Annotated in this window: 13 protein-coding genes and 2 tRNA genes; 13 read left to right on the top strand and 2 right to left on the bottom strand. The window is 40.3% G+C overall.

Going from position 1 to position 13,343, the window contains the following annotated elements; genetic code table 11:
* Positions 1–3: 3 nt before the first annotated feature.
* The 13 genes from ACQKMH_RS26990 to ACQKMH_RS27050 all read left to right on the top strand — a co-directional run bounded on the left by ACQKMH_RS26990 (position 4) and on the right by ACQKMH_RS27050 (position 12,694).
* Positions 4–753 carry an ATP-binding cassette domain-containing protein gene (locus ACQKMH_RS26990; protein WP_427590346.1) on the top strand — a complete coding sequence of 250 codons (750 nt, stop codon included), beginning with the start codon at positions 4–6 and terminating at the stop codon, positions 751–753.
* Positions 754–921: 168 nt separating this feature from the next.
* On the top strand, positions 922–1,560 hold the full coding sequence (locus tag ACQKMH_RS26995; RefSeq protein ID WP_427590347.1) for a 50S ribosomal protein L25/general stress protein Ctc: 639 nt from the start codon (positions 922–924) through the stop codon (positions 1,558–1,560).
* A gap of 263 nt (positions 1,561–1,823) precedes the next feature.
* Positions 1,824–2,384: an aminoacyl-tRNA hydrolase gene (gene pth, locus ACQKMH_RS27000; RefSeq protein ID WP_427590348.1), complete on the top strand. Its 561-nt coding sequence runs from the start codon at positions 1,824–1,826 to the stop codon at positions 2,382–2,384.
* 104 nt (positions 2,385–2,488) lie between these two features.
* Positions 2,489–2,719 (top strand): anti-sigma-F factor Fin, encoded by a 231-nt coding sequence (locus ACQKMH_RS27005; protein ID WP_427590349.1) that lies wholly within the window; start codon positions 2,489–2,491, stop codon positions 2,717–2,719.
* A gap of 165 nt (positions 2,720–2,884) precedes the next feature.
* Positions 2,885–6,421, top strand: a complete 3,537-nt coding sequence (gene mfd, locus ACQKMH_RS27010; RefSeq protein WP_427590350.1) for a transcription-repair coupling factor — start codon at positions 2,885–2,887, stop codon at positions 6,419–6,421.
* 189 nt (positions 6,422–6,610) lie between these two features.
* Positions 6,611–7,147: a stage V sporulation protein T gene (spoVT, locus tag ACQKMH_RS27015; protein WP_061144055.1), complete on the top strand. Its 537-nt coding sequence runs from the start codon at positions 6,611–6,613 to the stop codon at positions 7,145–7,147.
* A gap of 219 nt (positions 7,148–7,366) precedes the next feature.
* The gene (locus ACQKMH_RS27020; protein WP_427590351.1) at positions 7,367–8,977 is read left to right on the top strand and encodes a putative polysaccharide biosynthesis protein; all 1,611 of its coding nucleotides are present in this window, start codon (positions 7,367–7,369) and stop codon (positions 8,975–8,977) included.
* Between the two features lies 1 nt (position 8,978).
* Entirely contained in the window at positions 8,979–10,454 is a 1,476-nt protein-coding gene (mazG, locus tag ACQKMH_RS27025) for a nucleoside triphosphate pyrophosphohydrolase (RefSeq protein WP_427590367.1), read from the top strand.
* A gap of 23 nt (positions 10,455–10,477) precedes the next feature.
* Complete coding sequence (locus tag ACQKMH_RS27030; RefSeq protein WP_034316386.1) at positions 10,478–10,741, top strand: RNA-binding S4 domain-containing protein; 264 nt, start codon at positions 10,478–10,480, stop codon at positions 10,739–10,741.
* 76 nt (positions 10,742–10,817) lie between these two features.
* Positions 10,818–11,126: a sporulation protein YabP gene (gene yabP / locus ACQKMH_RS27035; protein ID WP_230162043.1), complete on the top strand. Its 309-nt coding sequence runs from the start codon at positions 10,818–10,820 to the stop codon at positions 11,124–11,126.
* The gene (gene yabQ / locus ACQKMH_RS27040; RefSeq protein WP_427590352.1) at positions 11,123–11,755 is read left to right on the top strand and encodes a spore cortex biosynthesis protein YabQ; all 633 of its coding nucleotides are present in this window, start codon (positions 11,123–11,125) and stop codon (positions 11,753–11,755) included. Before yabP ends, yabQ begins: the two co-directional genes overlap by 4 nt.
* A 13-nt stretch (positions 11,756–11,768) precedes the next feature.
* Entirely contained in the window at positions 11,769–12,155 is a 387-nt protein-coding gene (locus ACQKMH_RS27045) for an FtsB family cell division protein (protein WP_427590353.1), read from the top strand.
* A gap of 80 nt (positions 12,156–12,235) precedes the next feature.
* The gene (locus tag ACQKMH_RS27050; RefSeq protein ID WP_057915356.1) at positions 12,236–12,694 is read left to right on the top strand and encodes a S1 domain-containing RNA-binding protein; all 459 of its coding nucleotides are present in this window, start codon (positions 12,236–12,238) and stop codon (positions 12,692–12,694) included.
* Positions 12,695–12,879: 185 nt separating this feature from the next.
* Here ACQKMH_RS27050 and ACQKMH_RS27055 read toward each other — a convergent pair.
* Both ACQKMH_RS27055 and ACQKMH_RS27060 read right to left on the bottom strand, forming a co-directional pair.
* Positions 12,880–12,951 (bottom strand) — tRNA-Glu (locus tag ACQKMH_RS27055).
* A gap of 18 nt (positions 12,952–12,969) precedes the next feature.
* Positions 12,970–13,043: transfer RNA gene (locus tag ACQKMH_RS27060), tRNA-Met, on the bottom strand.
* Positions 13,044–13,343: the final 300 nt, after the last annotated feature.

The raw sequence follows: 13,343 nt of genomic DNA on the forward strand, positions 1-13,343 counted from the left end.
ATTATGAAAAGTGGAAATTCATTGGAGTTGCAGGGTGTAAAAAAGGACTTTGGGGAATTTGAGGTTTTAAAGGGGATGGACCTTACTTTTAAAAAAGGGGAATTCATAGCGATTGTCGGTAAGAGTGGGTGTGGAAAGAGTACCTTACTACGTCTTGTGGCAGGTCTGGATAAGCCGACAGGCGGGAAGATCCTGGTAAATGGAAAGCCATTAAATGGACTGAATAAATCGTCCCGTACGATGTTTCAGGATGGCAGGCTTTTTCCTTGGAAAAAAATCCTCCAAAATATTGGTGTCGGATTAAAAGGGGATTGGAAGCCGAAAGCTATGGAGTTACTGGAGCAAGTGGGGCTTGCAGATCGAGCAAATGATTGGCCATCCGTTTTATCGGGAGGGCAGAAACAAAGGATAGCCTTAGCGAGGGCATTGGTGAACGAACCTGACATTCTTCTTTTGGATGAGCCGTTAGGGGCATTGGATGCATTGACGAGGATTGGCATGCAAAGGCTTATAGAGGAACTATGGAGGAAAAGGGATTTTACTGCCTTACTCGTTACACATGATGTTGAAGAAGCCGTACTCCTTGCTGACCGTGTCATACTAATCGAAGAAGGTAAAGTCGTCATGAACAAGGAAATCAATCTGCCGAGACCACGGCAAAAGGATAATCTACAATATTCATCATTAGCTGCCCAAATTCTTAACAGAGTCATGCAAGAGGGAAAAGTGGAAAAACAGGCGATTCACGCTTAGGAACAAAAAGAATGAAAAAATTTTTTTCGGTGAAATTCCTTTGTTTACCATATGTTTGCGCTTAGTGAAGCCTCCCGATTTTACCTTTCATGTTTAACGCCCCACTATTTAGGGAAATGTTAAATATAGAGAAACTTGTAATTTAGAATTAGGAAGGCGGAGGATAGTATGAGTAATTTATTAGCTGCAAAGGAACGTACGGATTTAAAACACTCTAATCTAAGGAATTTGAGAGAAAGCGGCGAAATCCCGGCGATAGTATATGGCAATCAAAATGATAGTACCGCCATTTCGGTGAATAATATTGAACTTCAAAAGACGATCAAGGAAATAGGCCGTAATGGTATCATTTCTTTGGAATTGGAAGGCAAGAGTTATAAAGTCATGCTCTCTGACTATCAAAAGGATCCGATAAAGAACTTCATTTATCATGCTGACTTTTTAATTGTGGATATGTCCGCTCAGTTACAGGCACAAGTTCGCATCAATCTTGTGGGTGTCAGTAAAGGAGTGAAAGACGGTGGGGTTCTTCAGCAGTCTCTTCATGAAGTAACGGTCACAGCTAAGCCTAATGATATTCCTGAGTCTATAGATGTTGACGTTACCGAACTTCAGGTAGGTGATACAATCTACATATCCGATATCAAATCGAATGAGCAAGTTACAATCGACAACGATGGTGAAGAAGTAGTTGCATCTGTTTTGGCTCCTCGTCAGGAAGAGGAAATAAGTACGGGTGAACAGCAAGATGGCGGTATCCCCGATAATGAAGAGGGCCGGGAAACCAAGGCTTCACCAGAGTCATGATGCCGGGATTAAACAAGTGAATCATGATATAATAGGCGTAGCTCTTAATGAGTTACGTCTTTTCAATCTCTGGATGTTCTGATTATACAGACCAGACCATTTTTAGGAGTGGAGTTCTTTAATTAGTATTTTTTTCTAATTAGTTCTCCGGTCGCTTGCAGGCCAGCTTGAAATTAGGGTACTATTTTTCTAAGGTCAATGATCTTGGAAAAACTTCGTCCCAACGTAACTCCCTAAATAACCGTAATGACGGAGTGTGAATCATGAAAATTATTGTAGGGTTAGGGAACCCAGGTAAACAATATGAAAAAACCCGGCATAACGTCGGATTTGAAGTAATAGATGAATTATCCAGAAAATGGTCGGTTCCGCTTGATCAAGCTAAACATAAAGGAATATATGGTGTAGGAATGGTAAAGGGAGAAAAAGTTTTATTGCTTAAACCCTTAACCTACATGAATTTATCAGGAGAATCCATTTCTGCTGTCATGCATTTCTTTAAGGTGGATATAGCGGATGTAGTTGTTATATATGATGACCTCGATTTGCCTCCAGGGAAGCTTCGTCTTCGTCAAAAAGGAAGCGCAGGCGGCCATAATGGGATAAAATCTACAATTGCACATTTGGGTACGCAAGAATTCAACCGCATCAGAATAGGCATTGGCCGACCGATTGGCCGTATCCCAGTACCTGATTACGTTTTAGGACGTTTTTCGCCTGAAGAATATGATCATGTAGGGGCGACAATCGAAAAAAGTGCAGCTTCTTGTGAAGCCTGGTTGGAAAAACCATTTATACAGGTCATGAACGAATATAACCAATAAGCTAAGAGTAGATATAAGTAAAGAATAATATCTTCCTGTTTCGCTGAATAATTCCCCCCTACTTTTGTACATACTAACACTATTATAAAATAGGGGGTTACGAAATGGCTCTCCATTATCGATGCCGACATTGCGGAACTAAACTGGGCTCAATCGAGGCACACTCACTGAGTACGGAGCAGTTAGGTTTTAATCAACTTACTGATGAAGAGCGACAAGAGATGATCGTTTATGATTCTGAGGGAGATATGCATATAAGGGCGATATGTGAAGATTGCCATGAATCACTGCAAAGAAACCCTGAATTATATGAAAACGATTATATTATTCATTAGCGGGAGAGGGCTTTGGACAAAATCCAAAGCATTTTTCCGTTTGTCTTGTTTACAGAAGCACATAAAATGAAATTGCCGTCAATTAAAAGAACGCTTGGTTGAATTGGCCAAGTTCAAATACAATGATTTTAGGTTTTCGCACGTTAAAGAGAGGGGGGAAAGAAAATGAATGGATTACAAAACTTGTTCTCCAAACAAGATGATGTTCATTCGTTAATTGCCGGCATTGATGAAGGACTTAAGGAACAAATGGTCTCTGGTTTGACAGGTTCCTCGAGATCACTATTGCTGGCTTCCGTATATGAAAAAACAAATAGGCCGATTTTATTAGTAACCCATAATTTATTGCAGGCTCAAAAATTCCATGAGGACTTATCCAGCTTTATTCCTGAGGAAGAATTATATATATATCCTGCCAATGAATTGATTGCGGCTGATTTAAGTGTAGCCAGTCCAGAATTAAGAGCCCAACGCGTAGAGGCATTGAACTTTTGGGCGGAGGGGAAGAAAGGGATTGTCATTGCGCCAATTCCAGGGGTGCGCCGTGTGCTTCCTTCAAAGGATATCTGGAAGAGGCATCAGCTTACGTTTAATTTAGGGGAAGACATCGAGCTCGAATCAACACTTAATAAATTTATTGCCATGGGCTATAACCGGTCTGAAATGGTTGCCTCCCCAGGGGAATTTAGCATCCGGGGCGGTATAATCGATATTTATCCCATCACGGAACCTAATCCAATACGAATTGAATTATTCGATACGGAAATAGATTCAATAAGGACTTTTTCGAGTGAAGATCAGCGTTCTATCGAGAAACTCAAGAAAGTGATGATCGGTCCCGTTAGTGAGGCTTTGCTAGAAACAGAGCACATCGAAAGAATCATAACAAGGCTTGAAAGCGGTTTAAGTAAAAGCTTGAAGAAACTTAAAGATGAGAAAGCAAAGGAACAACTTGTTCAAACGGTCAGCTATGAACTTGAACAGTTGAAAATGGGGAATAAACCCGACCAAATCTTTAAATACTTAAGCTTAGCTTATGAGAATCCAGCTAGTTTAATAGATTATTTACCTGTAAATGGCTTGGTGTTCTTGGATGAAATCAGTAGAATTCAGGAGATTAATGATTCTCTGGAAAAGGAAGAGGCTGGTTGGTACACGGACCTTTTAAGTCAGGGACAAATTATCCATGACATAAAATTGGCACATCCCATGCAGGAATTAATAATGAAATCTAACAGCCCGTTTGTCTACCTTTCATTGTTTTTACGACATGTACCGCATACGAATCCTCAGAATATCCTGAATTTTGCCAGTAAACAGATGCAAAATTTCCATGGACAGATGAATGTGTTCAAAGCAGAATTAGAACGTTGGAAAAAAGGGAATTTTACTGTCGTCATTCTTGGACAGGATGAGGAACGGGTGAAAAAGCTGCATTCAGTTTTAGCCGATTATGATATAGAGGCGGCAGAACTTTTTGATGCAAATAGCATTCTTCCAGGTAAAGTACAGATTTTACGAGGAAGCCTTAATAGCGGCTTTGAATTACCTATGCAGAAATTCAGTATCATCACGGAAACGGAATTGTTCAATAAGAAGTCCAAGAAATCAATGCGAAGACAGAAACTATCGAATGCGGAGCGCATCAAGAGTTATTCAGAACTAAAAATCGGTGACTACGTCGTTCATGTTAACCATGGTATCGGGAAATATTTAGGAATTGAAACCCTTACGATAAATGGTGTCCATAAAGATTATCTGCATATTCGTTATCAAGCGGATGACAAATTGTATGTTCCTGTTGATCAAATTGATCTTGTTCAAAAGTATGTCGGTTCTGAAGGGAAAGAACCTAAGCTTTATAAGCTTGGCGGAACGGAATGGAAACGTGTCAAAAGTAAAGTACAGTCCTCAGTTGAAAACATAGCTGATGATTTAATCAAGTTATACGCCGAAAGGGAAGCCGCAAAGGGCTATGCTTTTTCGCCTGATGGTGATATGCAGAGAGAATTTGAAACATCTTTCGCTTATAACGAAACAGAAGATCAAATACGTTCTATAGTTGAAATCAAAAAGGATATGGAACGGGAGCGGCCAATGGATCGTTTATTATGCGGTGATGTCGGCTATGGGAAGACAGAGGTAGCCATCCGTGCCGCTTTTAAAGCCATTATGGACGGCAAGCAAGTTGCATTTCTTGTTCCGACCACAATCCTCGCCCAGCAGCATTTTGAAACACTTAGAGAACGTTTTCAGGATTATCCCATTTCGATTGGCCTTATGAGCCGTTTCCGGACAAAAAAACAGCAAACGGAAACGATTAAAGGACTGAAGGCTGGCACGGTGGATATTGTCGTTGGCACGCACAGGATTTTATCCAAAGATTTAGTGTACCGTGATTTGGGTTTGCTGATCATTGATGAAGAACAGCGTTTTGGTGTTACTCATAAGGAGAAGATCAAACGGTTAAAAACCAATGTGGACGTGCTGACTCTGACTGCGACGCCGATTCCGAGGACCCTTCATATGTCCATGCTGGGCGTGAGGGATCTGTCCGTCATCGAAACACCGCCTGAGAACCGTTTCCCAATTCAAACTTATGTCATGGAGTATAATGGCTCGTTGGTAACGGAAGCGATTGAACGAGAATTGGCCAGGGATGGTCAGGTTTATTTTCTATACAATCGGGTAGAGGATATAGCAAGAAAAGCAGAAGAAATTTCCATGTTAGTACCCGATGCCCGTGTTACATATGCTCATGGGCAAATGTCTGAGCAAGAACTAGAAGCCGTTATGTTCGGCTTTTTAGAAGGCGAGTATGATGTTTTGGTAAGTACAACCATTATCGAGACCGGTGTTGATATCCCGAATGTCAATACGCTTATAGTGAATGAAGCGGATAGAATGGGTCTTTCACAGCTCTATCAGCTACGTGGCCGTGTAGGGCGATCTAATCGGGTAGCATATGCTTTCTTCACTTATAGGAAAGATAAAGTGTTGACGGAAGTGGCGGAAAAACGTCTCCAATCTATTAAGGAATTCACAGAATTGGGCTCTGGGTTCAAAATTGCCATGCGTGATTTATCCATCAGGGGAGCTGGAAATATTCTGGGGGCCCAACAACATGGCTTCATCGATTCAGTTGGTTTCGATTTGTACTCACAAATGTTGAAAGAAGCAGTGGATGCAAAACGTAATGACCAACCAGTTGAAGAAAAAAGTACCCTTGAAATTGATGTTGAAGTGGATGCTTATATCCCTGATGCCTACATAATGGATGGACATCAGAAAATAGAAATGTACAAAAGGTTCAGAGGTATCACTTCTCTTGAAGAAGTGGAAGAATTACAAGATGAAATGCTCGACCGGTTCGGGGAGTATCCAGAAGAAGTCTCCTATTTATTCCTGATTGCCGAAATGAAGGTATATGCTGAAAAAGCGGGAATAGAAAGCATTAAACAATTGAAGCAGGAAATTAGCATTCTCCTTAGGGAAAATGTAAGCAGCGATGTGGATGGACAAAAGGTGTTTGAGCTGGGATCGAAGTATGGCCGTATGGTAGGCTTCGGCATGGACGGGAATCGAATGAAGCTAGTCCTGCACATAAAAGGGGTAGAGCAAAGCAAATGGCTTGATATTCTTTTTGAGATGGCTAAGGGCTTACAACATGTAAAAAAGGAAACTCAAGCAACAAAAAATTGAAATAAATGATTGTCCTCTTGAAGATATTATTTTTAAGATACCATGGTAATAAAATGCAACAAAAAGAAAAATTTTTTCAAAGTGCATAGAACTTACCATTAGAAAAATACTATGTACAATAGCTGGTGATGATTTTGCTACAAAAAGAGGATTTATCAAATCAATTAGATGAAAGTGAGGCAACATTAGATGAAAGCAACTGGTATCGTTCGCCGAATTGATGATTTAGGAAGAGTCGTCATCCCGAAAGAAATTCGAAGGACCCTTCGCATTCGTGAAGGGGATCCATTAGAAATTTTTGTCGACAGAGATGGTGAAGTCATTTTAAAGAAATACTCACCTATTAGTGAATTAGGCGATTTCGCAAGAGAATATGCAGAAGCACTTTATGATAGCCTTGGAAATCCAGTTATGATTTGTGATCGGGATACTTACATTGCAGTGGCAGGCGGCTCCAAAAAAGAATACTTAAATAAAAGCGTTAGTGAACTAGTGGAAAAGATCATGGAAGAAAGAAATCCTGTCTTGGAATCTCCAAACGGACAAATTTCCTTCGTTGATTCAAATGATGAAGAGGTCCAATCGTATACAGCAGCTCCAATCATCGCGAGTGGCGACCCGATTGGTGCCGTCCTGATTTTCTCTAAAGAAGGCACTATTGGTGAAGTGGAGCAGAAATCCGTTGAAACAGCAGCAAGTTTCCTAGCTAGACAAATGGAACAGTAACCTTGGACATGCCATTATATTTTTAATGTGAAAAGGTCAGCAATCGCTGTCCTTTTTGCTTTTTCATAAAAGTTAAACCAAATAGAAGAGAGCAAAAAGCGGGGAACCTATTCCGTGATGTTGATATGGAAGTTAATTAACAGTAAGGTTACAAAAGAAAAAAGACCACTTTGATTATGCTATAATAACTACCACATAAGAGTGAAAAGGGGAAAAAGAATGGCTGTAAAGCCTTATAAAACTTCAAATGAACTTTTTCGAGGTGCGCTGATCTTAAGCGTTGCAGCAATCATCGTAAAAGTTTTGAGTGCGGCCTATCGCATACCTTATCAGAACATCGCAGGTGACATCGGGTTTTATATCTATCAGCAGGTATATCCCTTCTACGGTGTTGCTTTAACGTTATCAACACTGGGCTTCCCGGTTGTCATATCCAAACTGATTGCAGAACGGGATTCTGCTAAAAATAATTTTGCGGTCAAGGACATTTTAGTGACATCATTCGTCGTCTTAAGTACGATAGGAATCGTAATGTTTGCTGTACTGTTTATTGGTGCTGATTGGATTGCCGGCTTGATGGAAGATCCGAATTTAGCCAGTCTGCTCAGAATCATTGCCTTTTCCTATTTATTAATGCCGATTTCATCTGTATTAAGAGGCTATTTCCAAGGTATAAACGACATGTTTCCTACGGCAAGTTCGCAGGTCGCTGAACAATGTATCCGGGTATTGACGATATTGGTTCTTTCCACAATATTCGTGCATCAGGGATTTTCTCCTTACGTGGTCGGTAAGGGGGCGGTCTTCGGGTCGATTACGGGCGGTATAACTGGCCTGGTTCTGCTCCTTGCTTTCGTCATTTTAAAAGAAGAATGGAAGCTTTTTATACGCATGGAAATGATGCCGGTAAATTTCATCAAGATTTCCAAAGCTTTGGTTTTTCAAGGGTTGGCGTTTTGCATAACGGGCCTGATCATTATCTTGTTCCAGTTTGTGGATTCACTGCACCTATATTCTCTATTAAGGGAAACGGGGATGGGGGTAAGGGAAGCCAAAGAATGGAAAGGGGTATATGACCGTGGACAGCCTTTGCTTCAGCTAGGAACAGTTGTGGCTAATTCTTTTGCATTGGCGCTTGTACCAGTCATATCTGGATTCGTGCAAAAGAAAAATGAACAAGAATTACTCAATAAGATTAAATTGTCGCTGCGTGTAAGTGCGACGATTGGACTCGCCGCTGCGATTGGGCTGGTAGTCATGATGGAGCCGGTCAATCATATGTTGTTCACAGATGCGAAAGGGACAATTACTTTAGCAATCTTCTCCTTATCGATTTTATTCACATCCCTCATCATGGCAAAAGCGGCGGTTATTCAGAGTTTAGGTTATTCGATTGTACCAGTGATCATTACGATTGTTGGGGTTGGTTGCAAGTGGGCTTTGAACCTTGTTCTAGTGCCCCATTACAAAATTGCGGGAGCAGCCACGGCAACAGTACTTGCCTTTATGATCATGACTGTATTATTTTATATGGTATTGAAAGTACATATAAAAAAAACATTGATGGAAAAGAAATACGTGTTCATTATCTTGAAGAGTACGATCTACATGTGTATGGTGGTTCTTCTATTCAATGCCTTATTCCATGTGATGTTTTCAGGTGAGAGCCGGTTGATGGCTACGATCCAAGCACTGATTGGTGTAACGATCGGTGCCGCTGTATTTGTGATGACCGCCATTAGGGCAGGTTTATTCGGTGAAGAAGAACTTTCACTTATCCCTGCAGGATCTAAGTTTAAACGATTTATAATAACGAATAGGAGTAAATGAAATCATGAATGAAATAACGATAATAGGCCTTGGTGCAGGGGATTTAGATCAGCTTCCACTGGGGATTTATAAAAAGTTAACACAAACCCGACAATGCTTCGTCAGAACGATGGATCATCCGGTAATCGAAGATTTGAAAAGAGAAGGAATCAATTTTACAGCCTTTGACGAGGTATATGAAAAGCACGATCAATTCGAAGCGGTTTATGAAGAAATTGCTGAAACATTATTACAAGAAGCTTTAAATCGTTCCGTTCTATATGCCGTTCCAGGGCATCCAATGGTTGCGGAAAAGACGGTTCAGCTTTTGCTCGAAAAGGGTCCGGCTCTTGGAATGGCGATTAAGCTAGAAGGTGGGCAAAGTTTCCTTGACCCCTTGTTTCAGGCTGTTCGAATCGATCCGATTGAAGGGTTTCAGCTTTTGGATGGAACAAATCTTTCACCAGATGACTTGCACATTACCCAGCATATGATAATTGGACAAGTGTATGATGCATTCAGCGCGTCCAATGTGAAATTGACGCTAATGGAAAAGCTTCCGGATGACTATGAGGTATATATCGTTACAGCAGCAGGCAGCAGCCAGGAAAAAGTGACAAAATGCGCACTGTTCGAGCTCGACCGTCAGATGGAGTTAAGTAACTTGACGAGTGTATATGTTCCGCCTGTGAGAGAAGAAGCGTTACAGTATCGGGAGTTTTCTAAACTGCGGCAGATCATCGCAGACCTTAGAGGGCCTGACGGATGCCCTTGGGATAAAAAACAAACTCATGAAAGCTTGAAAAAATACCTAATAGAAGAAGCATACGAGCTTATTGATTCCATTGATGAGAAGGACGATGAGGGCATGGTTGGTGAACTCGGGGATGTCCTTCTTCAAGTGATGCTTCATTCACAAATCGGCGAAGATGAAGGAATGTTCACGATTGATGATGTGATAGAAGGCATTACTTCAAAAATGATTCGACGCCACCCTCATGTATTCGGAAATGTTGAAGTGAATGGTGAGGAAGAGGTATTAGTGAACTGGCAGAAAATCAAAGAAGAAGAGAAAGGGAGCGAAACAAAGATTCTGAATTCCATCCTGGATGGTATTGAGAAATCGCTGCCAAACTTACTTCGTGCCGAAGAGTACCAGAAAAGGGCAGCGAAGGTTGGATTTGATTGGGATGAGGTTTCCGAAGCGTGGAAGAAGGTTATAGAAGAAGTGCAGGAGTTAGAAGATGAAATAATGAACCCGAAACGGAATATAGACCGGATTAAATCCGAGTTGGGCGACCTCTTTTTTGCGCTTGTCAACATTTCACGTTATTATGACATACAAGCAGAAGAAGCCGTCTACAAAGCAAACCAGAAATTTCACCAGCGTTTTACATATATAGAAGCTTGCATTCAAAAGGTAAACAAGAAGTTTGAGGATTTTACATTAGAGGAACTGGATTCATATTGGGATGAGGCAAAGGCAAAAGGACTTTAATTAAGGGAGAGAATTGTATGTCGATGAGATTAGATAAATTCCTAAAAGTTTCAAGATTGATCAAGCGCCGCACTCTTGCGAAAGAAGTTGCGGATAAAGGGAGAATAACGATTAACGGACAACAGGCAAAAGCAAGTTCGAATGTTAAAGATGGCGATGAATTAACTGTACGATTCGGTCAAAAACTTGTTACTGTACGAGTCGATAAAATTCAGGAAACGACTAAAAAAGAAGCGGCTGCAGATATGTATACAATCGTAAAGGAAGAAAAGCTGGCAGAGGAGTAAGGACAGGCTTGGTTCTAATTCCCTTCTTACGGACATACACTTGTACAAAATCAGTGTTACTGTGAGGGATGAAAAAATGAGCCAATATATTGATCCGAATGCTGGTTACACAAAGGGAACGCCCCAAGAACATGATGTAACGATGAAAGGCCGCCGTTTACTGGATATTACCGGTGTCAAACAAGTGGAAAGCTTTGATAATGAAGAGTTTCTGCTTGAAACGTCAATGGGATTTTTATCGATCCGGGGTCAAAACTTACAAATGAAGAACTTAGACGTTGATAAAGGGATCGTTTCGATTAAGGGTAAGATTTTCGACCTTGTTTATTTAGATGAGCAATCAGGGGAGAAAGCTAAAGGTTTCTTTGGCAAATTGTTCAAATGAACTTAACGATCCAATTTTATACGTTGCTTGCAATGATAGGCATGGGCAGTGCTTTTGGAGCTGCCCTAGATACGTATAGCCGGTTTCTGAAACGTTCAGAAAGGAAAAGGTGGATTGTATTCATCCACGATTTCCTCTTCTGGATCATTCAAGGTCTCCTTATTTTTTATGTTTTGTTTTTAGTGAATGAGGGAGAGTTCCGCCTTTATTTATTTTTGGCCTTATTATGCGGTTTTTCAGCTTATCAAGCACTTTTCAAAGGATTCTATCAACGTTTGTTGGAGTTTTTGATTATACTGGTGATAAAGTTGGCTAGATTTATAACTGCTTCAGTTCACATGCTGGTATTTCTGCCGATAAAATGGGTGATAGTATCTGCCATAGCCATCATCATCGGGATATGTAAGTTCGTTTTGACATTATTAAAATGGGCGGGGAAAATACTCCTCTTTATTTTAAATATTTTCTTGAAGCCATTAAAATGGATTCTGACCTATATATGGAATTTATTGCCGGTTTTTGTTACAAAAAACGTCGGGAAGTTTTATAATAAAGGAAAAGGGATTTTATTGAAAATAAAGAATTCTATAAGTAGAATGCTAAATAGATGGAGAACTAAAAAGAAATGAGGAGCGATAAAACATGAGTAGCCTTCGTAAAAGGAAAGTGGCCAAAATAGAAAATCCCTACGTCGCTCAAGAAGAGAAAAAAGTACAAACCGTAAAAAAAAAGAAGCGTGGTTTAATGCGTAGATTAACTCTTTATTCAGTTTTCGCCGCTCTCTTTTTGATTTTGGCTGTTACCACCCTCATAACGCAAAATGCTGCACTGGATGAGAAAGTTAAACAGAAGGAAGATTTGCATATGAAGTTAGCAAAATTGGAAAAAGACGAGACCCTTCTTAAAGAAGAAATCGTGAAACTTAATGATGACGACTATATTGCAAAAATAGCCAGACGGGATTATTTTTTATCGGACAAAGGTGAAATCATTTTTAACCTTCCAAAAGGGAAGGAAGATAGTGACTAATATTGACACTGTTTTTTTACTTTCGTTATAATATAGTGTGAAGAGATTTTTTAACATTTCTAAGGAGGAACATTTTTTTTATGTCAATCGAAGTAGGCAGCAAGTTACAAGGTAAAGTAACAGGCATAACTAATTTTGGTGCATTTGTAGAGCTCCCTCAAGGTTCAACCGGTCTTGTCCACATCAGTGAAGTGGCTGATAATTATGTGAAAGATATTAATGATCATTTAAAAGTGGGCGATACAGTTGAGGTGAAAGTCATCAATGTAGAAAAAGATGGAAAGATTGGCTTGTCCATAAAAAAAGCGATAGACCGTCCAGAAGGTGAGCAAAAACCTGCATACACACCACGTCCGCGCCAAGGAAGAGGGAATGACAACCGTTCCAAAGACTTCCGCTCAAAAGGAAATAGTTTTCAACCAAAGGAAAACTTTGAGCAAAAAATGGCTAAATTCTTAAAAGATAGCGAAGACCGCTTAACGACCCTTAAACGTAGCACCGAAACGAAACGGGGAGGTCGAGGAGGAAGACGCGGATAAACCTGCTGCTGAAAATAATAGAATAGCAACTTTTCCTGTGAAATTTTCATAGTGTAGATAAAGGCAAGCTTGCTGGCTTGTCTTCTTTTAATTCTATAAGATTTACCCATCATAGTCATTAGCCTTCAACGACAAGAAGAAGCGCCTCTGTACAAAGTGTACAGAGGCGCTTCTTTGGTTTTGGATGACCCGTACGGGATTCGAACCCGTGTTACCGCCGTGAAAGGGCGGTGTCTTAACCGCTTGACCAACGGGCCATGATAAATAGTAAAAGATAGCGGCAGAGGGGATCGAACCCCCGACCTCACGGGTATGAACCGTACGCTCTAGCCAGCTGAGCTACGCCGCCATAATGATAAGTGCTACTGAAGCACAAGTTATATCTTACATTCGTGAGGAAAAAATGTCAACAAAAAAAATAAAGTTTGTCGTTTTCCATTTTTTGAATATTTATTCGTGTTATTTTCCGCAAAAATAACCTAAAAACTTTGCTTTTCCTCAAAAAAAAAAGAACGCCTGTTTCTGTATACGCAAAAATGGTCCAAAAACCTGTATACAAATGATTGTTCAAGAAGAATTTCGTCGAACGTTTTTCTTATCCGCTTTTAAAATTCTGACAAAAAAATGGACATGTCCTCTTTATAATAAA

The sequence above is a fragment of the Peribacillus sp. NPDC097895 genome (genome assembly GCF_050277555.1).
In the GTDB taxonomy this organism is placed as follows: Bacteria; Bacillota; Bacilli; order Bacillales; family DSM-1321; genus Peribacillus.